Source organism: Azospirillum sp. HJ39, from assembly GCF_041507355.1.
In the GTDB taxonomy this organism is placed as follows: Bacteria; Pseudomonadota; Alphaproteobacteria; order Azospirillales; family Azospirillaceae; genus Azospirillum; species Azospirillum thiophilum.
This window is the reverse complement of the sequence record NZ_CP167911.1, coordinates 1,299,849-1,322,959: the sequence shown is the minus strand read 5'-3', so window position 1 is coordinate 1,322,959 and position 23,111 is coordinate 1,299,849. Positions and strand designations below refer to the sequence as shown.

Annotated in this window: 18 protein-coding genes; all 18 read right to left on the bottom strand. The window is 70.8% G+C overall.

The features are described from left to right. Position 1 precedes the first annotated feature (1 nt). Positions 2–610: a TetR/AcrR family transcriptional regulator gene (locus ABMY26_RS19505; RefSeq protein ID WP_372398825.1), complete on the bottom strand. Its 609-nt coding sequence runs from the start codon at positions 608–610 to the stop codon at positions 2–4. A 175-nt stretch (positions 611–785) separates the two neighbouring features. Then, positions 786–2,078, bottom strand: a complete 1,293-nt coding sequence (locus ABMY26_RS19500) for a BON domain-containing protein (protein ID WP_372398824.1) — start codon at positions 2,076–2,078, stop codon at positions 786–788. Between the two features lie 368 nt (positions 2,079–2,446). Then, a complete protein-coding gene (locus ABMY26_RS19495; protein ID WP_372398823.1) occupies positions 2,447–2,809 on the bottom strand; it encodes a response regulator in 363 nt (120 codons plus the stop codon). Positions 2,810–2,913: 104 nt separating this feature from the next. Then, entirely contained in the window at positions 2,914–3,252 is a 339-nt protein-coding gene (locus ABMY26_RS19490) for an STAS domain-containing protein (RefSeq protein ID WP_372398822.1), read from the bottom strand. Between the two features lie 119 nt (positions 3,253–3,371). Further along, on the bottom strand, positions 3,372–5,525 hold the full coding sequence (locus ABMY26_RS19485) for a PP2C family protein-serine/threonine phosphatase (protein WP_372398821.1): 2,154 nt from the start codon (positions 5,523–5,525) through the stop codon (positions 3,372–3,374). A gap of 6 nt (positions 5,526–5,531) precedes the next feature. Continuing rightward, positions 5,532–7,055 (bottom strand): hypothetical protein, encoded by a 1,524-nt coding sequence (locus ABMY26_RS19480; RefSeq protein WP_372398820.1) that lies wholly within the window; start codon positions 7,053–7,055, stop codon positions 5,532–5,534. After that, positions 7,052–7,891, bottom strand: a complete 840-nt coding sequence (locus ABMY26_RS19475; protein WP_372398819.1) for a hypothetical protein — start codon at positions 7,889–7,891, stop codon at positions 7,052–7,054. Before ABMY26_RS19475 ends, ABMY26_RS19480 begins: the two co-directional genes overlap by 4 nt. Positions 7,892–7,923: 32 nt before the next feature. Further along, positions 7,924–8,760 carry a GNAT family N-acetyltransferase gene (locus ABMY26_RS19470; RefSeq protein WP_372398818.1) on the bottom strand — a complete coding sequence of 279 codons (837 nt, stop codon included), beginning with the start codon at positions 8,758–8,760 and terminating at the stop codon, positions 7,924–7,926. Between the two features lie 37 nt (positions 8,761–8,797). Further along, on the bottom strand, positions 8,798–9,853 hold the full coding sequence (locus ABMY26_RS19465) for an ABC transporter substrate-binding protein (protein ID WP_372398817.1): 1,056 nt from the start codon (positions 9,851–9,853) through the stop codon (positions 8,798–8,800). 5 nt (positions 9,854–9,858) lie between these two features. After that, a complete protein-coding gene (locus ABMY26_RS19460) occupies positions 9,859–12,039 on the bottom strand; it encodes an MFS transporter (protein ID WP_372398816.1) in 2,181 nt (726 codons plus the stop codon). Next, positions 12,036–12,818 (bottom strand): hypothetical protein, encoded by a 783-nt coding sequence (locus ABMY26_RS19455; protein WP_372398815.1) that lies wholly within the window; start codon positions 12,816–12,818, stop codon positions 12,036–12,038. The genes ABMY26_RS19460 and ABMY26_RS19455 overlap by 4 nt, the downstream gene beginning before the upstream one ends. 57 nt (positions 12,819–12,875) lie before the next feature. After that, complete coding sequence (gene tssK, locus ABMY26_RS19450; protein ID WP_045580317.1) at positions 12,876–14,210, bottom strand: type VI secretion system baseplate subunit TssK; 1,335 nt, start codon at positions 14,208–14,210, stop codon at positions 12,876–12,878. A gap of 64 nt (positions 14,211–14,274) precedes the next feature. Further along, positions 14,275–15,624 (bottom strand): FHA domain-containing protein, encoded by a 1,350-nt coding sequence (locus ABMY26_RS19445; RefSeq protein WP_372398814.1) that lies wholly within the window; start codon positions 15,622–15,624, stop codon positions 14,275–14,277. 4 nt (positions 15,625–15,628) lie between these two features. Beyond that, complete coding sequence (locus tag ABMY26_RS19440; RefSeq protein WP_245636656.1) at positions 15,629–16,198, bottom strand: hypothetical protein; 570 nt, start codon at positions 16,196–16,198, stop codon at positions 15,629–15,631. 62 nt (positions 16,199–16,260) lie between these two features. Further along, complete coding sequence (locus tag ABMY26_RS19435; protein WP_372398813.1) at positions 16,261–18,381, bottom strand: type VI secretion system Vgr family protein; 2,121 nt, start codon at positions 18,379–18,381, stop codon at positions 16,261–16,263. 151 nt (positions 18,382–18,532) lie between these two features. Next, positions 18,533–19,009: a type VI secretion system tube protein Hcp gene (locus tag ABMY26_RS19430; protein WP_045580320.1), complete on the bottom strand. Its 477-nt coding sequence runs from the start codon at positions 19,007–19,009 to the stop codon at positions 18,533–18,535. 135 nt (positions 19,010–19,144) lie between these two features. Beyond that, entirely contained in the window at positions 19,145–21,838 is a 2,694-nt protein-coding gene (gene tssH, locus ABMY26_RS19425) for a type VI secretion system ATPase TssH (protein WP_372398812.1), read from the bottom strand. A 202-nt stretch (positions 21,839–22,040) separates the two neighbouring features. After that, positions 22,041–23,108, bottom strand: a complete 1,068-nt coding sequence (locus tag ABMY26_RS19420; protein ID WP_372398811.1) for a methyltransferase domain-containing protein — start codon at positions 23,106–23,108, stop codon at positions 22,041–22,043. Between the last annotated feature and the right edge of the window lie 3 nt (positions 23,109–23,111).

The window sequence follows — 23,111 nt, the reverse complement described above, 5'->3', positions numbered from 1 at the left end:
CTTATATGAAGGGGGGCAGCGTTGTGATGCCTGACATCAGCAGGTCGATGACGGAGCGTTCCAGCGCGTCGCGCGGGCGGTCGCCCAACTGCATGATCCCGCCGCGCACCATGCCGATGATCAGCAGCGGGACGATCTCCAGATCGACCTTGCGGAATTCGCCCGACGCCATGCCGTCGGCCAGCACCTGCTGCAGGGCGGTCGCGGTGCGCTGGCTGCGGCGGCGCAGGATGCGCCGGGTGCGGTCGGCCAGATCCGACTGGTCGCCGCCCAGCAGCTTCAGCGTCTGCAGCTGTTCGCTCAGCGTATCGACCAGGGCGGAAACCATCGAGGACAGGCGGACGGTCGCCGGCTGATGCCGCGGCGCCAGCTCCGCATTCAGCTTCTGCTCGAGCCCGCCAAGGGCGCGCTCCAGCGATTCCAGATACAGCTCCTCCTTGGAGGGGAAGTAGCGGTACAGGGTCGCCTTGCCGACGCCGGCCCGTTTCGCCACCTCCTCGACCTGGACGGAGGCATAGTCGCGGCCGGCGAACAGCTCGGCCGCGGCGGTGAGGATGACCTCGCGCCGCCGAGCGCGCCAGTCAGGTATCTCTTCCGCATCGAGAGGCATGAATGGAACTCACGGGTTTCAAAAAAAGACGATAGTCGAGTTGATTAGAGTGTCAAGAAACCTGTTTCCAGGGAAAATGAATTCGCCGTCATGCAGAAAAACCCGCCCGGCCCTGGGGCCGGACGGGTTCGGTCGGAAACCCTCCTGGGATCCGGCAGCGGTGGCCGGCAGCGGCTCAACTGCGGCTGGAGGAGGAGCGGCTGGCTTCGGCCGTGCCGGCGGTACTGGCGCTCGTGCCGGCATTCGAACCGGTGCCGGCCGAAGCGCCGGCCGGACCGCCGCTGGTTCCGGCACCCATCCCGGCACCCATCCCGGAGCCTTGGAGCCCGGCAGCCGCTCCAGCCGGGGAGCCAGACGGGGAGGACACGGCGCCGGTGGCGGTCCCGCTGCCCGCACCGGCCATGGCCGAAGCGCCGGCACCGGTCGAGCTGCCCCAGGAATTGCCCCGGTCAGAGCCGCCCTGCATATCCGTGCGGCTGCGGACGCGCAGGTTGTTCTGCACATGGCTGATGCCGGAGACGGATTCGGCGACGTCTTCGGCCCGGCGCCTGGTCTGGCGGTCGGGGACCATGCCGGTCAGCGTCGCTTCGCCGCCGCTGACCGCAACCTCGATGTCGGAGGCGTCGATATAGGCGTCGTCGGTCAGCCGGTCGTTGATGTCCTCGCGCATCCGCTCGTCGGACCGGCTGTAGCCGCGCGGGCCGCGGCCCCGGTTCTGGGCGGCGCGGCGCTCGTCCTCGTGACGGCGGCGCTCGGCATCGTCGTCGCCGAACCAGGAGGCGACCTCGTCGCCGGCCTGCTCCCAGAAGCCGCGGTCGCGCGACGCGGTCCCGCGATCGTTCCGCTCGCCGCCATAACCGCCGTACCCCCGGTCGCGGAACGGCGCATTGCGGTCCTCGCCCCGGAACCGGGCATCGTCGCGGCCATAACCGGGGCCGTAGCCGGGGCCGGCATCGCCGCGATACCAGCCGCCGCGCTCACGCTCGGGCTCGCGGCCATAGCCCCGGCCCTGGGCACCGTAATCGCGCTCGCCATGGGAGCCTGCACCGTAATCGCGGCTGCGGTAGTCGCCGCTCCCGATATCGCGGCTGGTATAGTTGCCTTCCGTCCCGGCATTGCCGGCCCCGGCATAGCCGCCGCGGTTCACATCGCGGCCGGCACCGAAGCTGCGGTCGTAGACGCGCTCCATGTCGCGCCGGCCTTCGTAACGGGGCTCGCGGCCATAGTCGCCCGATTCGTTGCCGACGCGCCCGCCATAGCCGGCGTCGCGGTAGCTGCGCCCCTGCTCGTCCTGATGGCGGTGGGCCTGCCCGCGATACATGCTGTCGCGGTCGGCGAAGGGCTGGCCGTCGCCGGGATCGTAGACGCCGTAGCGCTGGCCCTCGCGGCGCCAGCGGCCTTCCCGGTCACGGTCGTCCTCGCTCCAGTCCCGGCCTTCGCCACGCCACCGATTCTCATATTGTGCCATCCTGGTCGGCTCCCTCTTGCAGGATTCTTGGTCTTGCGGGCCGCGATCCAGCGATGGCCGTCCGATGACCGGCCCCGATGCGCCCACATGCCCCGGACAACAGGAGCGGACAAGCGGCGTTCCAGGATTTTTCCGGGCAGGGAGGGTGTGACGGGGGAGGTCGGCGCTCCGGGAAAGCCGGCAGGGATTTCCGGCTGGGAATTTCCGGCTGGGAATTTCTGACGGGGATTTTCTGGCACAAGCCTTGCGTGGCGATACTCGGTTGGTTCCACGCAAGACTTGCGGCTTCGGCGCTTCGTGCCCCGAAGCCGTTTTTTTTGCCGCTTATTCTGCCCCTTATTCGGGCAGGGACTTCAAACTGCTCAAATTCAGAGCGGCCGGTCGAGCAGGCGGTCGACCGCAGCCCCCAACTCTTCGTTGAGGAAGGGTTTGTAGATGATCTCATCCGCATTGAACATGCGCGTCATCTTCAGCAGATAGCCGGCGGGCATGTTGGGAGCGCCGCCGGACATCGCCAGGATCTTCACCTCGGGCTGGGCGGTGCGGGCGGCCTTGATCAGCTCGATCCCATCGACCTCCGGCATCAGGACGTCGGTGACGATCAGGTCGAAGTTGCAGCGGTCGAGCGCGCGGATGCCCACGCGCCCGTTCTCCGCCTCGGTCACCTTGCAGCCGCGGCCTTCGAGATAGCCGGCGACCGACAGCCGCACGGCCGGAGAATCTTCAACCACCAGGATTTTTGGCCGATCGCCGCTTGCCATTCCCTGCCCGGCCCCCTTTCGGAAACCGCCTTATCGAAAGGCCGGCCGCAGCCGGCGGAAATCGGTCCCTGTCCTCACCCGCCGAGCGCCGTGACGGCGGACGCCGCATCGGGATGGATCTCGAACAGCGACGAGAAGCCGCTGACGTCGAAGACCTCGCGGATATGCGCCGCCATCGCCGACAGGGCGATGGCCCCGCGCTTGGTGCGTGCCGCCTTCGCGGCGACCAGCAGGCAACGCAAGCCGGCGGAGCTGATATAGGAAAGCTGCGCCATGTCGACAACGAGGCGCGTGCCCTCCGCCGACATCGCGGCGACCAGCACCGCTTCGAATTCGCCGGCATTGCCGCTGTCGATGCGGCCGACGGCGCGCAGAACGGTGACGCCGTTGACCGATTCTTCGGTGATATTCATACCCTGCCTACCTCGTCTCGCTTGGTTCGTGCTTATATCACGCCACGGCCCGCAGCACGACGCCTTACGCGCGCCCCTTGCACAAGCCGGTTTCCGCGAACCGGACCGTGTGACCCAGATCAGGCGACCGCATCCGGGACCTGCGCCATGGTTCCGGCCGGAGCATCCACCGCGCCGCGCCAGCGCAGGACGAGACAGGTGATGTCGTCGGACTGCGGCGCCCCGGCGGTGAAGCGGGCGACGTCGGCCAGCACCCCGTCCAGCCCGTCGCGCGCCGTGGCGCTGGCCTGCCGCCCGACGGCATCGACCAGCCGCGGGTCGCCATACATCACGTCCTCGCCGTTGAAGGCCTCGGTCACGCCGTCGGTGAACAGCACCACCATGTCGCCGGTGTCGAGCGTCACGCTCTTCTCGCCGAAGGGCATGTCGGGCATGGCCGCCAGCGCGATGCCGGGGGTGCGCGCCAGCTCCTTCACCGTGCCGGCCGCGGTCATGCGCAGCGGCGGGTTGTGGCCGCCGTTGGAGAAGGCCAGCACGCCGGTGCGCAGGTCCAGCTCGCCGTAGAAGGCGGTGACGAACATCATCTGCTCGTTCTCCGCCGCCAGCAGGTTGTTGACCCGGCGCATGGTCTCGGCCGGACCGACGCCGGACTCGGCGATGGCGCGCAGCATCGTCCGGGTGATCAGCATGAAAAAGGCGGCCGGGATGCCCTTGCCCGACACGTCGGCGATGACCACAGCCACCTTGTGCTCGGAAATCGGGAAGAAATCGTAGAAATCGCCGCCGACCTCCTTGGCCGGGATCATCCGCGCGGCGATGTCCAGCTCGGCCAGGTCGGGGAAGACCTGCGGCAGGATGGTCAGCTGCATGGTGCGGGCGATCTCCAGCTCCTGCTGGAGGCTGATCAGCCGGCGCTTGTCGGCCAGCGCCTCGCGCAGGTCGCGCACCATCTGGGTCAGCTGGACCTGCTGGGTGCTGACGCGGGTCGCGAGGCGGGAGAAGCCCAGGGCCAGCAGACCCAATTCGTCGCCGACGCCCTTGGACTGGGCCGACTGGGCGTCGTGGGTTTCCGCCTCGATCTGGCGCAGCTCCTCCAGCAGGTTCAGCCGGGCATCCTCCTCCAGCGTGACGGCAAGCGCCTCCATCTGACGGCGGATGAAGCGCTGCTGGCGGCGCAGGCGGCGCTCGCGCTGGCCGGCGCTGCGCTCGATCTCGCGCATCACGCCGCGGAAGACCTCGACCGCCCCGGCGATGCGGCCGATCTCGTCGTTGCCGGCCGGCAGCTCGACATAGCCCATCGACCGGCCGCGTGAGAGATCCTGCAACGCCTTCACCGCCCCGTCGAGCGTCGAGAAGTTGCGCCGGAGGAAGCCGTAGAGCAGCCCCAGCGCACCGAGCAGCACGAGGCCGACCGCCGCGACATAGGCGACCGACCACAGTGTCTGCTCCTCCACCGCCTGGGTGACGTCGCTGGCGATCAGCACGGTGGCGACCCGGCCGCCGGCCAGATCGGCGACCGGCAGGCTGGCCAGCGCGTAGCGCCGCCCGCCGCTGGCCAGCGTGGAGATGCTGCGTTCGGCCGGGCGGACCAGCGGCTTGACCGCCGGCCACAGCGGGTCGGACACGCCGTCCAGCACAGCGCCGTTGCGGGTGACGGCGAAGACGCGCCCGCCGGTGGTCCGGCGCAGCACGTCGAGCGCAGCGGCGAAATCGAGCCCGGCGACCGCGGCCCCGGTAACGCCGGCACCGCTGCCGGCGCCGCCGCCGGCCCCGGTTCCGGCATAGATCGGCGCGCCGGCCACGACGATGAGACGCTCTCCATCGACCAGACGGACGCCGCGGGCCAGCTTCTGCCCGGACAGGATGGCGTCGAGCGCGCCGCGGTTCAGCAGCGGCGCCGGGTCGAGCGACGGGTCGGTGCTGTAGAGCAGGTCGCCCGACTTCGACAGCAGGTTGATGTCGGTGATGCCGCCGGCCGACGGGGCGGCGACGATGCCGAGCGCGGCGGCGCGGCGGTCGAGCGCGCCGCGGTCCTCTGCCTCGACCGCGCGGGCGATCTCGGAATCGCCGGCCAGCCGTCCCAGCCCCTGGTCGATCCGGCCGGCGGCGCCCGACACCGCGAGCTGCCAGGAGGTTTCCAGCCGCGCCAGCTCAAGCTCGCGGGCGCGCTGGGCGGCGGCATCCTCGCGAAGGGCGGCGAAACCGAGCAGGAGGCCCGCGACCACGGTGACGGTGGCGAGCACGAACAGGATGATGCGGGTCTGAAGCAGCATGGGGTGTCAGCTCCGCGGAACGACGATGGGGCGGGCCATCGGCAGCGCCAGCCCGGCAAGCAGCAGCGACGAGGCGGCGAGCGTCCCGCCGTCCCAACCGATGGCGACCGCCCACAGCAGCGCGGCGAGGATGCCGGAGACGAGCGCGCGGACGACCGGGAGCGTGCCGGCGCCCATACCGGCGCCCGAGCCGGCGCCCGAGCCGCCATCGACCGTCTGGCGGCGGACATAGGACAGTGCCAGTCCGGCGGCCAGACCGGCGGTAAGACCGCCGCACAGGATGCCCGGCAGCGTCCAGCCGTCCGTTGCCGCTCCGGCCGACAGCCCGGCGGCCAGCAGCGCAGCCGCCGCAACCGCCAGCACGACCAGCAGCGCGGCAAGACGGCGCCATCGCGCCGGGACGGCATACCCGGCGGCGGCACCGGCCAGCGCCGCGGCGGCGGCCGGCAGCAGGCCGGTTGCGGAAGAGGTTCCACCGCCAAGCACCAGCATCGCCGACGCCGCGGCGGCCAGCACCGCGAAGCCATGGACATCGTCGGCGCGGACATCGACCTCGCGGCGCGGCGCCGCCTCCAGGCCGGGGCCGAGGGCGTCGAGCGCCGACTGGCGGGTGCGCTCCACCGCCGCGGCGACCTCCGGGTCGAAGACGGCGGCCCGTACCTCGTCGGCATGGGCGGCAAAGCGCTGGCGGCGGTCGTGCAGCCCGAAGACCACGGCGTTGAAGGCGAAGAGCAGCCGGCCGACCTGATCGCGCGGCCGGCGGCCCAGCAGCGTCGCGAAACGGCCGTCGGCCGCCTCCTGCATGGCGCGGGACAGGTGGCGCAGCGGCGCGCGGAAGCTGGCGCGGGCCAGAATGCCGGCCAGTTCGGCCAGCAGCAGCAGAACCGCCAGCCCGCCCAGCGCCACCGTCACCAGCTCCCCGGCGATCTGGCCGCGCACCTGCCCGGGCTGCACGCCGACCAGCACATGGCCGGCCGGCGGGCTGGCCGCGCCGCCGCCGCCTTCCGCCGACAGTCGCCCGACGCGCACGGGCAGGCGCAGGATCAGCAGGCCGTCGCGTTCGATCGGCTCGAGCGACGCGGCCCGGGTTTCGGGCGTCGGCAGGCCGCGCAGCGTTGCGGCCAGAGCCTCCAGCCCCCGGGCGTCGAGGTGGCCGGCACCGGCCGCAGCGGTGGCGGCGGTCGCCGTCCCCTGGAGCAGCGCGCCGTCGCCACCGGTCAGCGCCAGGAATCCCAGATCCGGGTTGCGGCCGGCGATGCCCTGGAGATAGGAGTCGACGCCCTCGATGCGTTGCAGCGGGATGCCGTAGGCGATGGCGCGTTCCAGGTCGTGCTGGACAGCCTCCGCCACCGCGGCGGCCTTGGCCGCCCGTGCCTCGCCGAGCTGGTCCTGCGCCAGCCAGGTGCCGAGCAGCCCGACGCCGGCCATCGCCAGCAGCGCGGCCAGCAGGATGACCGCCGGAACGCCGAGCATGAACAGCCGGGCCGCCAGCGGCCGGGTTGAAGAGTGCGGAAGGGTGCGCTGCGTCATGCGAGTTCGTCCAGGCGGGCGACTTCGCGCTCCGCCTCGTCGAGAATGGTCAGGCGCCGGCGCACAGCCTTGGTGAAGGCGTCGGCGGGAAGGCCCAGCGCTCCGGCGGGACCGGCCAAGGCATCGGCGGCAGCTGGGGGAGGCAGGGCCGTGCCACGGGATGCCGCGCCCTCGCCCAGCCCTTCCAGCGTCGCGGCGAGGTCGGCCAGCGAGCGGCGCGGCGCACCGGCCAGCCACAGCCCGGCCAGCCAGCCCAGCAACGCCGCCGGCAGCGCGATCAACACCCCGCCGATGGCGAGCATCAGGGCGTAATGGCGCACCGGCTCCGCCATCGCGCCGGCCGGCATGCGCACCAGCACGGCACCCGCCACCGTGTCGAAGCTGGTGGCGAGGCCGACGCCGTAGATCCGCTCGGCCCCGCGCTCCTCGGACCAGAAACCGCTGACATCGCCGCCCGGCGGGCTGCCCGCGCTGCCGTCAGGCCCGGCCGGCTGGCGGACCGGCAGCGCCTCCCCCACCTCCACCGCGTTGGTGGAGAAGAGGACGGTGCCGCCCTCGTCCAGCACGGTGACCGACTGGATGCCCGGAAGGGCGAGGCGGGCACGGGCCAGCAGCGCGTCGACCTGCGGCAGGTCGCCCAGCGCCAGCCCGAGGTTGAGCTGGGTCTCGAGCGACGCCTTGGCCTCGCTCAGCACGAATCCGACCTGGGAGGCCACGGCCTCATCCAGGCGGCGCGTCTGCTCTCGCGTCCACAGCACGACGGCGGACAGCACGGCGACGAACACCGCCACCGCCACGAACGCCGCCAGCCGCGCTCCGAAACTCCCCGATCCCATCCCGCCCATCCCCTCCGGCCAGCCGTCCGCGCTCAGCGCGCCCGCCCGGCCCGTTCACGCCCGCACAGCGCATACCAGCGCGCCGCAGCCCCTTCGCCGGCCGCGACGCGCCCCCAGACATGGCCGCGCTCGAACACATCCCAGCGGCCGGCCAGATCCTCCACCGCCACCAGCTCGGCGCTGGCGGTGTCGAAGACCGGATCGACGCCGAAGTCCCGGTGGACCAGCAGCCGCACCAGATCGCTGCCGACGCGGATCATCCGCCGCGGATAGATGCCATGCCCGGCCAGATGGCCCCAGCTGCGGTGATTCCGGGTGCTGACCGTGGTGATCAGGTGCCGGCGGCCCAGCGCCTCCGCCACCCCGATCCGCCAGTCGATCAGCCGGTGATGCAGGCCGCGCCCGCGTTCCGACGGATCGACCATGGCCGACGACATGTGCGCGACCCAGGGCAGCTCCGCCTCCGGCAGGTCGAGGTCGCGGCCGCGGTTGGCATCGCCGGCGCCCGGCAGGCCGAGCGCGCCGTAGGCGACCAGCCGCCCCTCGCCGGCACCGTCGACGCGGAAGATTCCGGCGGTCAGCCCGCGGTCGCCCAGATGGTCGGCGACGAAGTTCCCGACCTCCCCGGCCATCCGGTAATGGTCGGGATCCTCCAGCGTCGCCACCACGCGGACGCGGAAATCGGCAAGCAGGCGGGAATCGCCCAAATCCATCATGCGGACGGACAGCCCGTCCGGTAGGCCGGCGGCCAGCGCCGACAGGCGGGAGCCGGCCACCGCGCGGGCGGCATCGCCGCACAGCGGCGACGTTGCATCCCCGCACAGCGGTCCCGCGGGGCGCGACAGGGTGGCAGGGGCGGTCGCGCTCATGCCGCGCCGCCCGTGAGATGCCGGGTTGGGTCGCCACTCACGATTCGATGATCTCCGCGAAGTTCAGCAGGCCGATGGGCGGGTAGTATTCCAGCGCCCGCACGGTGGCCATGTTGATGATGACGGAAAAGCGCTTCAGCGTTTCCACCGGGATTTCGCCCGGACTGACCCCGTCGGCCAGGATCTGGGCGGCCTTGAAGGCGGTGAAGCGGCCGATGCCGTAGGCGCTGCTGGCCAGTGCCAGCATCGCCTTGTCGGTCCGCACGATCAGCTCCGTCACCGAGAAAGTCGGCAGTTGCAGGCGCAACGCCTCCGACGCGACGACGGAGCGGTTGTGGAAGGCGATGAAGGTGTCGGGGCCGATATAGAGCACCTCAGCCCCGCGCTTCGCCACCCGGGCCAGCGCGTCGGGCACCGCGGCCGAGATCGGCTCGCCGCGGTCGTTGAGCGGAACCGGCTCCTCGATCAGCTCCAGCCCGCGCAGCGCAGCCTCCGCCCGCAGCCCCTCGATGGTGAGGACGGAGTTGCGTTCCTGCGGATTGTAGACCACGCCCAGCCGCTTGACCGGCCGGTAGGCCTGGATGGTGTTGAGCTGCACCGCGATCGGCGCGATGTGGATGGTGCCGGTGACGTTGCGCCCGGAACGGGTGAGGTCGGGAACGATCTTCGCATCGACCGGGGCGGCGACGAAGGTGAAGACCACCGGGATGTCGGTGATGTATTTGCGCGGATTGGCATCGTCGAAGGGACCGACCAGCGCCCGGGTCTGCGGCGTGCCCCAGCTGTAGACCAGGTCGGGCCGGGTGTCCTTGATCTCCTCGATGATGCCCGGCAGCCTGGCCGTGTCGCCGCCGGTGTTGCGGATGGTGAATTCCGCCTTCAGCCCACGGCGGGCGAGATAGTCCTTGAAGCCGAACTCGTTGTCGCTCTCGCCGCGGCCCAGCACCATGGTGATGCGGAAGGTCTTGTCGGGGACGGCGGCGGCCAGCGCCGATCCGGCGAGCGAGGCCCCCGGCAGGGCGAGGCCGCCGGCGGCGGCGAGGCGCAGCAGCGCCCGGCGCCGGATCTGAAGGTCGCGGGGATCGAAACTCATCTCGGTCAAGCCTCCTGCGGCCGGGCGGCGGGGGTGGCCGGCCGGCCGGTGCGGAACAGGATCCAGAACAATATCGCGCTCACCCCGCACAGCAGGCCGATGCCCACCATCGCCTCGCGGTAGGAGGTGGCGACGGCGACCGCCATCGCGGCGACGGGCCCGAGCGCGCCGCCGAGCCGCTCGATCAGCCTGTACCAGCCGATGGCCGCGGTCTCCGGCAGGCCGCCCTCGCGGGCGATCTGCGAGACCAGCGTCAGCTGCGGGGCGCCGACCAGGGCCTGCGACAGGCCGAACAGGGCGATGGCCAGCGGCGGCCCCCACAGCGCATGGGTGGCGACGATGGGCAGGCAGCTGGCCAGCGTGCCGATGCCGCCAAGCGCGATGAAGCCGCGCCGCGCCTGCCAGCGGTCGGACAGGCTGGCCGCCAGCGGCGACACCAGGATGAAGGCGACGAAATACATCATCTGCACCCGCCCGACCTCGGACTTGGTGGCGCCGTCGGCGGTCAGCAGCAGCGGCACCAGGCAGAACAGGAAGGCGGTCGACGCGATCTTGGTCGGGATGGCGCTGAGCAGCATCAGGGCGGAGAAGCGGAGGTCGCGGAACAGCGGCAGCGCGCTGCCCATCGCCGGCCGGGCGGCGGCCCCGGCGGGACGGGCGGTGCTCCGGCCGCGCAGCAGCAGCAGGCTGACCGACAGGCCGGAGCCCAGCGCCAGCGCGGCGCCCAGCAGGAAGGTGGCGCGGAACCCGACCTGATCGGCGATGATACCGCCGCCGACCGGGCCGCAGACGCCGGCGGCCAGCAGCGCGCCGATGAACATCGCCATGCCGGCGGCACGGTTGCGCGGCGTACTGTGGTCGATGACGATCCCCTGCGCGGTGATCAGCACCAGCCCGTAGCCGAGCGCGGTCAGGCAGCGCCACAGCATCAGCTCGTACAGCGAACCGGCATAGGCGGTCAGCGCGAGGCTGACGGATCCCAGCACCGCGCCGATGGTGAAGGAGCGCGCCCGGCCCCAGCGTTCCGAGAAGCGGGCGCCGCCCGGCTGCGACAGCGCCCAGATCAGCATGAACATGGTGATCGGCAGGCTGACCACCATGTCGGGCGTCAGCCACGGCACCTCGCCGGCGAAGGATTTGGCATAGGCCGGCAGGAAGGGGCGCGACAGCTCCTCCGACAGGCAGAACAGGAAGACCGGCAGGCGCAGGAAGACGAGGTTCAGCGGTGTCGGCGCGGCGGCGGTGGACTCCGGATCGCGGAAGCGGAAGCGGCCGGACAGGGCGGCAAGCCCGGACTCCGCCCGCCCGACCCGCGGGTCGTCGGAGCCCAGCCGGCCGCGCAGCTCCGCCACCCGCGCGGCAAGGCCGGCATAGCGGGCGTTGACCGTGTCGAGCGCGGCGCGCACCCCGCCTTCCAGCGCCCGGTCCTCGGACGCAGGACCGGAGGCGGACCCTGCGGGAGCGGCGATCTCCGGCAGGGTGGCGCGGAAATCGCCCTCCTCCGCCCGGTCGGCCAGCAGCCGCAGCGTCAGCACCCGCCGCATGGCGAGGTTCACCACCAGCTGCAGCACCTCGAAGATCAGCAGGATCGAGACGATGACCACCGACAGCACGTCGAGCGCCAGGTCGGTCGAGGCCTTGGCCAGGAAGGCGCTGTCGACGCCGACATGCAGCGCGCCGGCCGGATTGGCGGCCTCGCCGAGCGGACGGTCGATGTCGATGAAGCCGCTCGCCAGCCGTCCGTCGGCGGGGCCGGCCAGACGGTCGGCCGCCAGCGCGGTCATGCCGGCCAGCGGCGCGCCCGCCGAAGCGACGATGCGGCCGGCCGGGTCGGTCACGGCGATGTAGGCGATGTCGTCGTGACGCGATACCTCCTCCGCCAGCAGGGCGTCGAGGCCGGTCATCCGGTTCAGCGGGATGCGCACGCCAAGGCCGCGGTCGACCTGCGCCGCCATCAGCCCGCCGACCGTCTGCGCCTTGCGCGCCAATTCCGGCTGGAACAGCGGGTCGAAGCTGCGCAGCGACAGCCAGGACGCGGCCCCGGCCGCCACCAGCAGCACCGCCACGGTCACGATGGTCAGCCGCAGCACCAGGGCGCTGATCGGGTCGCGGCCGCCCTTCGGCTTGGCTGCCGGGGTAGCGGAACCGGGAGTGGAGGAAGCGGCGTTGCGGGTGGCGTCGCTCATGTGGCGGCTCCGAAGCTGGCGGTGCCGGAACTCCTGCCAACGCCCTGCGGCATTCCCTGCGGCACCATGGCGTCGAGTTCGCGTTCCAGCTCCTCCATGGCGCGGTCGGCGTCGGCGATGCCATGGTTCAGGCGGTCGCGCACCGCGCCCAGCGGGGCGGCACCGGCGGCGAGGCCGCGGCGCCCGCCGCCCTGGCGCACCACCATGAAGACGGCGGCCAAGGTCGCCAGCCCGGCGATCCCGACCAGGACCAGCGTGCCGGCCCGCAACTCCGCCTGGACGGCGGCCACGCGCGCCCGCAGCCCGGCCAGCGACGAGCGCAGGATCACCTCGCCCACCGTCTGGCCGAAGCTGTTGCGCACGCTGCTGCCGATGATCAGGGCATCGCCGGAAATCTGCTGGCGCAGCGTCGCCCCGGTGGCGGACTCCACGTTCCAGCGCACCGGCGAGGGCTGGCCGACGGCGGCGCGGTCGGCGGCGAACAGCACGATGCCGCGGTCGTCGACCACCTCGACCCCGAGGATTTCCTCGCCGGAACCGGCCCGCTCGGCCTGGGCCTGGAGATCGACCAGTTCGGACAGGTCGAGCCCCAGCGTCAGGCCGTATTCGACCCGGCGCCGCATCTCGTCCGCCACCACGGTCAGCCGGGAGCCGGTGACCTCGCGCAGCTTCTGCTCGAACTTCAGTCCGGCCAGCGCGACCGACAACAGGACGGCGGTCGCCACCGTCGCCGCGATGACGGCCCCCGTGCGAAGCGCCAGCACCCCGCCGAGCTTCATCGCGTCCCCGCCATGTCTGCAGTCAGGTCTGCCGTCAGGTCTGGATATGGTGCTGAATCAGCCACGGATCGCCCAAAGCTCCATCGCCACCTGAGGGAAATCACCTGCCAGATGAACAGCGATTCCGCCCGAAGTTGCAAGCTGTTTCCAAATCGGGCTACCGCGCTCGAGTTCGAAATACACGGCGCCGGCATGATAGGGGAGCTGGCGCGGTGCGACCGGCAATGGCCTTACCCGGATTCCGGGCAACTGAACATTGACGAGTTCGCGGATTTGCTCGACCGGACCGATCTTCACCAATGCCGGGAAATTGCGGCGCAGCGCCTCGCCCGGCATGTCGGCCCGCACCGCAAGCACGAAGGTCGCGGTGGTGATCAGCGTGCGGTCGGCGATGGTGCCGACGCGGATGCCGTACTTGCGTTCCTGCAGGTCGATGGGAATGGCGGTCTGTTCCAGCACCGCGCTCAGCGACCGGCGGATCTCCGCCATCACCGGCTCCAGCGTGCTCTGCAGATCCTCGTGCCGGTAGGGCGGGAAGGAGGGCGGACGCTTGTTCATGGCGGTGAAGGTCGCCAGTTCGCCGGCCAGCCCCAGCATCATGCCGTGCAGCCGCTCCGGGTGGATGTCGGGCATGCGGGCGAGGTTGGCGAACAGCGGTTCGGAGCGGTTGGCGACCTGGAGCATCAGGAAGTCGGCCATCTCGCCGGCGCCGCGCCCGTTGGAGCCGGCGACGCGGGCGGCCAGCGCCTCCGTCCGGCTGTTCAGCAGCCCCTGGATCTCGGTGACGAAGCCGGCCAGCGGGGCCAGCGCCTGGACATTGAGGGTCGGCGGGATGTAGCGCTCGTCCAGCGTGGCATGGCGGTCCGACCGCACCTCCTGGATGCGGGCGAGGCCGAGGCAGTGGTAGCCGGCACGCTCCTGCCGTTCCAGACGGTAGCGCAGGCGCAGCCGGCCGGTGCGGATGCGCGACACGCTGGCCGAACCGGCGATGGCGTCGACCGTCTCGGTCTCCTCGCCGACATAGCGGGTGGCGGCATCGGCGCTCTCGCCCACCTCGAACTCGACGCCGCCGCGCTGGCGCACCGGCAATGCCAGATAGACGATGCTGTTGGCCAGCGTCTCCGGCAGGTCGAGCGGCGGCGGCGGATCGTCGTCGTCGGGAATGTTGATCGGCGTCCCGTCCTCCAGGATGCCCTTGCAGCGCAGCACGGCGAACTTGCCGACCGCCAGAAGCTCGCGGTTGATCGTCAGCTCGCTGATGCCCCAGGCGAAGGGACGGATGCCGCCGACACGACCGCGCACCAGCCGCTCGACATAGCGGTCCTGCTGCTGGAAATGCTGCGCCCGCAGGAACATGCCTTCGGACCAGATGACCTTGTCGTCCCAACTCATGGGCGCTTTCCCTCTTGCAGGCTGGTGGTCGTTGCCATGGGTTCCGCTCTCCGTCCGGTCCCGCTCAGCCGCCAAGCGCATGGCGGTGGATCGGCAGCAGCCGGCGATAGAGCGCGGCCAGCCGGGCGTCGCCGTCGGCGACCTCGCCGGTCAGTTCCCGCACCGCCGCCAGCAGGGCCGACTGGTGGGCCTCGCCGTCGGCGGCGGCGGCGCGCAGCAGCGCCTCCGCCTCGGCCGGCGGCAGGGCGCGCAGGCCGGCCAGCGCCTCACCGGCATCGGCGGCACGCCGCAGGACCGAGCCGCCCTGCGCCAGCGTCTCCTCCGGATCGAGGCCGAACCGGGTTTCCAGCGCCGCCTGCCGCCGCATCAGCGACAGCACCACCTCGACCAGCAGGCCGGTCAGGGCGTCGGAGCCCGCGGGCGATTGGAAGGGCGGCGGCTCGAACGGGGGCGGCTGGAGCGGTGACTGCTGGGTGGCGGATGCCGGCGCGCGGGCGCCGAAGGCCGGCGGGGCCAGCGGTTCGTCGGCCCAGTCGTCGCCCCAGTCGGCGGGCGGAACGGCCGGTGCGGGGGAAGGCTGCGGAACGGCGTCCGCGGGCTGGGCAAAGCCGGGGGCGCCGAAGGGCGCGGCCGGAGACGCGGCGGGCGGCGTCAGGTCGACCGGGTCGTCCAGCCAATCGTCGGGAATGGCGGACGCGGAGGATTGCGGTTGCGAGGGTGGCGGCTGGAAGGCCGCACCGGGCTCCCGCTCGGTCGCCACGCGCATGGTGCCGAAGCTGTCGGGGGCGAAATCGGGCTGGGCCGAACCGGGCCAGTCGGGATCCGCGCCGCCGCCGGAGCCGGCCGCGGTCCGCTGCCAGCCGCCGAAGCCGCGCGGAGCGTCGCCGGACGGCCTGCCCCAGGACTCGCCGCCATCCGGCTGCCCGCCGAACAGGTCGTCATCCTCCGGGATCGCCATCACCGACATCGGGCCGCGCCCGAAGGCCGGCAGGGCGAAGGGGTCGTCCGCCGCCCCGGCGGCGGGGGCGGAGCCGGCCGGCGCGTCGGACCCGCGCAGCACCGCGAGGAACGGGTCGTTGGCGGCCGGAGCCTCGTCCGCGGCGAAACCGGCGCGCATGACGAAGCCGCCCATCCGCAGCCGGTCGCCCTCGCCGACCACCGCCGAGTTGCCGCGCCCGATCGGGGCCGGCGCGTCGTTCAGGAAGACGCCGTTGGTGGAACTGTCGATGACGATGTAGACGCCGCCCTTGAACTCCACCATGCAGTGGATCTTGGACAGCATCCGTTCGGTGTCGTTCAGCACCCAGTCGCAATCGGGACCGCGGCCGATCACCAGGCGGCCGGTTCCCAGGTCGCGGGAAATGTCGCCGCCCTGGGCGGGCGGGCATTGGATCAGGGTCAGGCGCAGCTTCATCGGATCACGCCCCCATCTTGCCGCTGCCGCCGTTGGCGATGTCCAGCGCCTGGACCAGCGCGGCGCGCTGGCGGGCGACGGCCTCCTTCGGCACCGCGGCGGCGGCGATCAGGACGGCGGCGGCGCAGGCGGTGCCGGTCAGCCCGTCGCCCGGCGGCACCACCACGGCCGCCTCGGGCGGGGCGAGGCTGCCGCCCGACCAGAAGGCGGCCATGGCGGCATAGGCGCAGGCGGTCTCGAAATTCATCGCCTCGGCCGGGGCGAAGGTGGCGCGGCGGTTCTCCTCGGTCGGGCGGTAGACCCAGGCCTCCGCCGCCGCCAGCGCCGCGGCGTCGGCCGGGGCCGGCTCCGGCGGCAGCGCGCCGCGGGCGGCCAGACAGCCCCACCACACGGCCTCGCGCCGCGGCAGGGCCATTCCCAGCAGCCGGATCGCGTCCACATACAGCTCGGCGTCGATCAACGCCTTCAGGAAAGCCGCCGTCGGGGCATTCGGCGCGAACAGCGCCTTGGCCTCCGGCGACAGGTCCAGCCCCGCGACCGCTTCGGCCGCGCGGGCGAACCGCAACTTCGGCAACAGCCCGATCTCCACCGTCCCAACCCCGCTCGCAAGACCGCCCCAGTGTGGAGGGCGGTTCGTCAATTGATGGTTACCACGCCGCCCTTGACCTGGACCATGGCATCGCCGTTCACCTGGGTCATCGCGCCCTTGATCTGGACCTGCGCATCGCCTGTCACCTTGACCATGGTGCCCTTGATGGTGACGCCGGTCTGGTCGATCTTCAGGCTGTTGGCCCCGACCTTCAGTTCGATGGAGGTGGTCGCCTGCAGGGTGATCTTGCCGGTGCTGGCCGTCACCGAGACGTCGCCCATGCCGAGCTTCAGCGTATAGTCGCCCTGGCTGACGTCGATGGACATGTCGCCCTGGCCGACCTTGAGGCTGTCGTTGCCCTGCCCGACCTCGACCGACCGGTTTCCCTTGCTGACCGTGTGGGTGTCGTTGCCCTTGGAGACGGTGACGGTCCGGTTGCCCTCCCCCACCGTCAGGGTCCGGTTGCCCTTGGTGACCGCGTGGGTGTCGTTGCCCTCCGACACGGTGAGGCTGCGGTTGCCCTTGGCGATGGTGACGGACTCATTGCCTTCCGACACCGTCTCGGTGCGGTCGTTCTTGACGGTGATGGTCTGGTCGTGGTCGACGGTCAACTTGTCGTCGTTCTCCACCATCCGGGTGAAGTCCTTCTGGGCGTGGAAGTAGATCTCCTCCGCGTCCTTCTTGTCCTCGAAGCGCAGCTCGTTGAAGGTCGCCGCGTCGCCGCCCTTGCTGGAGCGGGTCTTGATGCCGCTCTGGGTCTTGTTGTCGGGCAGCGTGTAGGGCGGCATGTTCTCGGCGTTGTAGACGCAGCCGACGATCAGCGGCCGGTCGGGGTCGCCGCCGATATAGTCGACCAGCACCTCCATGCCGACGCGCGGCGTGAAGATCGTGCCCCAGCTCTTGCCGGCCATGGTCTGGGCGACGCGCAGCCAGACGAAGCTCTTCTCGTCGTTGGCGCCCTTGCGGTCCCAATGGAACTGCACCCGCACCCGGCCGTACTTGTCGCAGTAGATCTCCTCGCCGCTGGGACCCACCACGACCGCGGTGTCCGGCCCGTGGGTGCGCGGGCGCGGCACCGGCGGCGGGCGGAACACGGTTGCCTCGGGGATCGCGGCGAAGCGGCAGGAGAAGTGCGGCGGCGCTCCGCTGTTGCCGAGATGGCTCTCGTCCTGCGCGCTCAGCGCCAGCTCGGTCAGGACATAGCCCTTGCCGACCTCGGCGCTCACCGCATGGTCGGTCATCGAGATCTTGCCGCCGGAGAACAGGCCGCGGTAGGTCGCGCCGGCCTCCACCCGCTCGTAGCCGGTCTCGGTCTCCTCCATCCGCAGGCGGGACAGGGTGGTGCCGTCGGCCTTGACCATGTGGCTGCCGGGATATTCGAACCGCTCGTGCGACTTGAAGGCGGACACGCCGAGCACGGTGGTTGTGCTGGCCGACAGGTCGGTGCTGGGCGTCTCGAAATTATAGTCCTTCAGCGTCCATTTGCCGGACACGTAGGATTGGGAATGCGACCAGCTGTCGATGGCCAGCATGTTGCCCTGGGAGGCGGCGGCATGGACGACGTCCTTGTCCAGGCAGTCGGTGTAGCCCGACGCGCTGTCGCTCAGCACCAGCGTGTGCTTGCCGGCCTCGTGCTGGAAATAGAAATAGATGCCCTCGTCCTGCAGCAGGCGGGCGATGAAATCGTAATGCGTCTCGCGGTACTGGACGCAGACCGGCCGGGCGTTGTGGGTGCCGGACAGCCCCTGCTTCTTCACCTCGGTCACGCCACAGTCGGACAGCATGGCATCGACGATCTGGACGACGGTCTTCTCCTGGAACACCTGGCAATCGGAGCGCAGGGTGGCCAGCCACAGCGCCGGCACGATCTCCGCGGTGTAGCGGCGATAGCCGCGCAGGGCGAGCGGCCCGGCGGAGAAGCTCTTGACGATGCCGTTGATCACGCGGGGGCTGCCGCCCTTGCGGGCGATGGACAGCGTCAGCGACTTGCCCAGTATGTCGGCCGGCGCGATGGTCATGCGCGGCGAGATCATCGAGACGGTGTAATGGAACAGGCGCGACAGCCCCTCCTCCCCCTCGACGGCCACCGGGATCAGCGCGTCCGCGCCAAGCGGCGAGGTCAGCGACAGAAGCCGGCCGGTCTGCGAGATGGTGGGCGCATCCGACATGCGGGCTTGGTCCTACTTGTGTTGGGAAAGTTGCTGATATGGAAGAGCTTTTGCCCCCTCCCCGACCCTCCCCCGCTTCGCGGGGGAGGGAGAGATCCCCTCCACCGCCAAAGGCGGGGGAGGGTTAGGGTCGGGGCAAGCGGAGCCGAACTTAGGCGCTCTTGGTCGTCGACAGGTCGTAGGAGACCGAGATCGGCGTGCCGGCCTTGTTCTTGTCGTCGTAGGGGATGAACTTGTACTCCATCTTGGTGAAGCTGATGGAGATCGACTCCGACGGACGGTCGCCGCCCGAGGACATCGAGTAGGCCGAGACCAGCGCGTTGGTCAGGGTGTACTCGGCATAGGTGTTGCCCGGGCTGCCGGTGGTGACGAGGTGGATCTGCACCTTCTTGCCGATGGCGCCGGTGCAGGACTCGACGAAGAACTTCGGCGAGGAGCTGTCCATCAGCTTGGTGATGGTCACTTCCGACACCGACGGCTCCGACGCCTCGCGGTTGGTGGTCGCACCCGACGGGGTGCTGATGGCGCGGCCGACGCCCCACTGCAGCGACCCGACGTCGAGCCACTTCTTGTGGGTCTCGTGGGTGGCCTCGCCGTCGATGCCGTCGTACTTGATGTAGATCGCCATGGTTGTCTCCTCGCTCTCTTAAGGGTCGGTCTTAGCAGGTAAGCGTGATCTGTACAGTATGGTTACGAAAGAATTGAGGCGGTCGCTGTGACGGGCGTCACCGCCCGCCACTTTTTGCGGCCCCGCCCCGGGGCGTCAGGCGATGTCGTAGACGAAGCGGTCTTCGCCATCGACCGAGACATGGACGCGGGTGATCGGCTCGCCATCGCCCATGCGGGCGAGGATGCGGGACGAGATCTCCGGAAGCAACGTGCGGCCCAGGATGGTTTCGATGTTGCGGGCGCCGCTCGACACCTCCTGGCAGCGGCCGACGATGCTCTGGACCAGATCGTCGGAATAGCTGAAGGCCGCCTTGTAGTTCTGCACCACCCGCTTGGCGATGCGGTTCAGCTGCAGGACGACGATCTTCGACAGATTCTCGTCCGACAGCTGGAAATAGGGGATGACCGTGCAGCGGCCGAGGAAGGCCGGCTTGAAGCTCTTCTGCAGCTCCGGATGCAGCGCCTCCAGCAGGCCGTCGGCGTCGGGCGCAGTCTCCGGATCGGCGCACAGCTTGTGGATCAGGTCGGTGCCGGCATTCGACGTCATGATGATGACGGTGTTCTTGAAGTCGATGTCGCGGCCTTCGCCGTCCTTGATCGTGCCCTTGTCGAACACCTGGAAGAAGATGTCCTGCACGCCGGGATGGGCCTTCTCCAGCTCGTCCAGCAGGACGACGCTGTAGGGCCGGCGGCGCACCGCCTCGGTCAGCACGCCGCCCTCGCCGAAGCCGACATAGCCCGGAGGGGAACCCAGCAGGAGCGAAACCTTATGCTCCTCCTTGTACTCGGTCATGTTGATGGTGGTGACGTTCTGCTCGCCGCCATAGATCAGGTCGGCCAGCGTCAGCGCCGTCTCGGTCTTGCCCACGCCCGACGTACCGACCATCAGGAAGACGCCGATCGGCTTGCGCGGGTCGGTCAGCTTGGCCCGGCTGGTCCACATCGCCTGGGCGATGGCGTCCAGCGCATGGTCCTGGCCGATGATACGCTCCTTCATCCGGTCGGCCAGCGAGAGGATGGTCTTGATCTCGTTGGAAACCATGCGGCCGACCGGCACGCCGGTCCAGTTGGCGACCACCTCGGCCACCGCCTGCCCGTCGACCGCGACCTTGACCAGCGGATCCTCGCCCTGCAGCGCGGCCAGCTCGCCGGTCAGCGCGCTGAGCTTGGCGTTCAGCGCGTCGTCGTCGAGCGGCTCGGCCGCAGCGGCCCCCTCGGCGGCGGGCGCCTTGGACTGCTCGTGCGCGGCGACCAGCTGGTCGCGCGTCTCGTTGATGGCGCGGACCAGCTCCAGCTCCTTGGTCCAGCGCGCCTCCAGCGCCTCCAGGTCGGCCTGGGTGGCGGCGATCTTGTCCTTCAGCGCGGCGAGCAGCTCGGCATGGTCGATGCCGATGGCCTCCTCGCGCTCCAGGATCGCGACCTCGGTCTCGGTCAGCTGGATGGTGCGGCGGCGGTCCTCGATGGCCGGCGGGGTCGCGGTCTGGCTCATCGCCACGCGGGCGCAGGCGGTGTCGAGCAGGCTGACCGCCTTGTCGGGCAGCTGGCGTGCCGGGATGTAGCGGCTGGACAGCCGGACCGCTTCGATCAGCCCCTCGGTCACGATGCGGACCTTGTGATGCTTCTCCAGGGTGGCGGTCAGGCCGCGCATCATGTCGACGGCGGCCGGCTCCGCCGGCTCCTCCACCTTAACCACCTGGAAGCGGCGGGTCAGCGCCGGGTCCTTCTCGAAATACTTCTTGTACTCGGCCCAGGTGGTGGCGGCGACGGTGCGCATCTCGCCGCGCGCCAGCGCCGGCTTCAGCAGGTTGGCGGCGTCGTTCTGACCCGCCTGCCCGCCGGCGCCGATCAGGGTGTGCGCCTCGTCGATGAACATGACGATCGGCTGGCTGGAGCCCTTGACCTCGTCGATCACGCCCTTCAGCCGGTTCTCGAACTCGCCCTTCATGCCGGCGCCGGCCTGGAGCAGGCCGAGGTCGAGCGACAGCAGGCGGACATTGCGGAGATCGGGCGGCACGTCGCCGGTGGCGATGCGCAGCGCGAAGCCCTCGACCACCGCCGTCTTGCCGACGCCGGCCTCGCCGGTCAGGATCGGGTTGTTCTGACGGCGGCGGGTCAGCACGTCGATGATCTGGCGGATCTCGGCGTCGCGGCCCAGCACCGGATCGATCTTGCCGTTCTTGGCGCGGTCGGTCAGGTCGATGGTGTACTGGTCGAGGTTGGGGGTCGCCCCGCCCGCCTTCGGCGCACCGCCGGCCGCACCGCCCGCAGCGGCCCCGGCGCCGGGAGCGCCGACCGGGGCGGAGGTCCGCGCCTCGGCGGTGTCGGCGACGATCTTGGGCAGATCGCGGCGCAGGGTGTCCGGCGTGATGCGGGCGAACTGGCCCGACATGTCGCGCGCCTGGGCCGCCAGCGACTCGTCGGACAGCAGCGCCGCCAGCAGATGGCCGGAGCGCACCGCCCCCTCGCCATATTGCAGCGACGCCAGCACCCACGCCTCGCGCATCAGTTGCACCAGGTTGGGCGACAGCGCCGGTGCCCGGCTGTTGCCGGTCTTCAGCTTGTCCAGCACCCGCGTCAGGTCGGCCGACAGCCGGCCGGCATCGATCTCATAGACGCGCAGTATGGCGGAGATGTCGCCGTCGGCCGCGCCGATCAGCTGAAGAAGCCAGTGCTCGATCTCGCAATTATAGTGCGTGCGCGACAGCGTCTGGCCGGCCGCAGCCTCCAGCGCCCGCCGGCACAGAGGATTCAGCCGGGAAATCATGCTCTGCAGATCGACCGCAACCATAGCTCCACCCCCTTCGTATGACCTCTGTTACTTCAACCGTTGCGGGCAGAGCACCCGGAACGCCCGCTCGCCCCGATCCGGTTCGCCTGACCGGCCGGTCCGTTCGTCCCGCGGCTGCAAGTCGAACTGTGGCCAAGCCATTTGGAAAAATCCACTGCGATGCTTCGCAGGATCGGCGGTCCGATGCTCTTTCCTTCCCGCTTCATGCGCGCATCATGACCAGATGCGTCCTGTACTGCATATAGGCGCGGTCATGCATGCGAACCGTCCAGGGCATGTCCAGCGGCTCGCCATGGACGTGCAGCCGCCCGACCGATTGCGGGTGCGCCCCCGCCGTCAGCAGGCGGGCCAGCATCGCCTCGCAGCGGCCGGCATCGTCGCCGCGCTGGGAATGGCCGCCCAGCCAGGCCTCCACCGGCGTCGCCTGGGTCGACCAGTCGAAGGGCGTCGCCAGCAGCGCGCCGCCCCCCTCGGCCACCGAGCGGTCGATGGCATGGAGCAGCGCCGGCGGCGACGCCACGCAATCCAGCACGTTCATCGCCGCCACCAGCGCGAAGCCCTGCGGGGCGAAGGGCGGGAACAGCGCGTCGCCGATCCAGAAATCGACCTGCCCGGCCGCATCGAACCGCGCCTCCACCTGCCGCCGGTCATAGGCGATGCCGGAGCGGCGCAGCGGGAAGACCGCCTCGCCGCGCTCCATCACCCGGCGCGCCAGCGTCAGCAGCGGCCAGTGCAGGTCCAGCCCGAGCACAAGCCCGCCGCCGCGCGCCGCCAGTTCGAAGCAGGTGCGCCCGGCGCCGCAGCCGAGATCGAGCGCCGGCCCGGCCGGCAGCGGCCCCAGCCGGTCGAGCCCGGCGGCGAGGCAGCGCACCACCGACGCGGCCTCCCCGGCCGGCGTGGCGGGATCGAGGTCGCCGTAATGGTCCCAGCCGTAGCTGGACAGATGCTGGCGGGTGGCGTTGAAGGCGCTGTCGGGGCCGAAGCCGTCGCCCAGCACCCCTTCCATCGCCGCCGGAATGTCGGCGCGCATGGTCAGCAGATGGGCGTTGGCCGCCATCCAGCCGCGCAGGTCGGGCACCAGGATCGGCGCCCCGTCGACGATCGGATACTCCATCGCGCAAGCCGGGTCGCCGCACACCAGCGTGCCCCAGCGGACCGAGTCCGCGGTCGCCTCCTCCACGATGCCGGGCGCCAGCGGCACCGCGGCGCCGCGGTTGGCGAGGCAGCGCGGGCAGACCGGGCGCAGGGCTTCGAAATGGCCGAATTTCATCCG

Bases quoted from the DNA above. Each gene is read 5' to 3' on its own strand.
- ABMY26_RS19420 (WP_372398811.1), bottom strand. From the start codon at position 23,108: ATGAAATTCGGCCATTTCGAAGCCCTGCGCCCGGTCTGCCCGCGCTGC.
- tssH (WP_372398812.1), bottom strand. From the start codon at position 21,838: ATGGTTGCGGTCGATCTGCAGAGCATGATTTCCCGGCTGAATCCTCTG.
- ABMY26_RS19430 (WP_045580320.1), bottom strand. From the start codon at position 19,009: ATGGCGATCTACATCAAGTACGACGGCATCGACGGCGAGGCCACCCAC.
- ABMY26_RS19470 (WP_372398818.1), bottom strand. From the start codon at position 8,760: ATGAGCGCGACCGCCCCTGCCACCCTGTCGCGCCCCGCGGGACCGCTG.
- ABMY26_RS19500 (WP_372398824.1), bottom strand. From the start codon at position 2,078: ATGGCACAATATGAGAATCGGTGGCGTGGCGAAGGCCGGGACTGGAGC.
- ABMY26_RS19505 (WP_372398825.1), bottom strand. From the start codon at position 610: ATGCCTCTCGATGCGGAAGAGATACCTGACTGGCGCGCTCGGCGGCGC.
- ABMY26_RS19465 (WP_372398817.1), bottom strand. From the start codon at position 9,853: ATGAGTTTCGATCCCCGCGACCTTCAGATCCGGCGCCGGGCGCTGCTG.
- ABMY26_RS19475 (WP_372398819.1), bottom strand. From the start codon at position 7,891: ATGGGATCGGGGAGTTTCGGAGCGCGGCTGGCGGCGTTCGTGGCGGTG.
- ABMY26_RS19460 (WP_372398816.1), bottom strand. From the start codon at position 12,039: ATGAGCGACGCCACCCGCAACGCCGCTTCCTCCACTCCCGGTTCCGCT.
- ABMY26_RS19445 (WP_372398814.1), bottom strand. From the start codon at position 15,624: ATGAAGCTGCGCCTGACCCTGATCCAATGCCCGCCCGCCCAGGGCGGC.
- ABMY26_RS19455 (WP_372398815.1), bottom strand. From the start codon at position 12,818: ATGAAGCTCGGCGGGGTGCTGGCGCTTCGCACGGGGGCCGTCATCGCG.
- ABMY26_RS19490 (WP_372398822.1), bottom strand. From the start codon at position 3,252: ATGAATATCACCGAAGAATCGGTCAACGGCGTCACCGTTCTGCGCGCC.
- tssK (WP_045580317.1), bottom strand. From the start codon at position 14,210: ATGAGTTGGGACGACAAGGTCATCTGGTCCGAAGGCATGTTCCTGCGG.
- ABMY26_RS19435 (WP_372398813.1), bottom strand. From the start codon at position 18,381: ATGTCGGATGCGCCCACCATCTCGCAGACCGGCCGGCTTCTGTCGCTG.
- ABMY26_RS19480 (WP_372398820.1), bottom strand. From the start codon at position 7,055: ATGACGCAGCGCACCCTTCCGCACTCTTCAACCCGGCCGCTGGCGGCC.
- ABMY26_RS19485 (WP_372398821.1), bottom strand. From the start codon at position 5,525: ATGCTGCTTCAGACCCGCATCATCCTGTTCGTGCTCGCCACCGTCACC.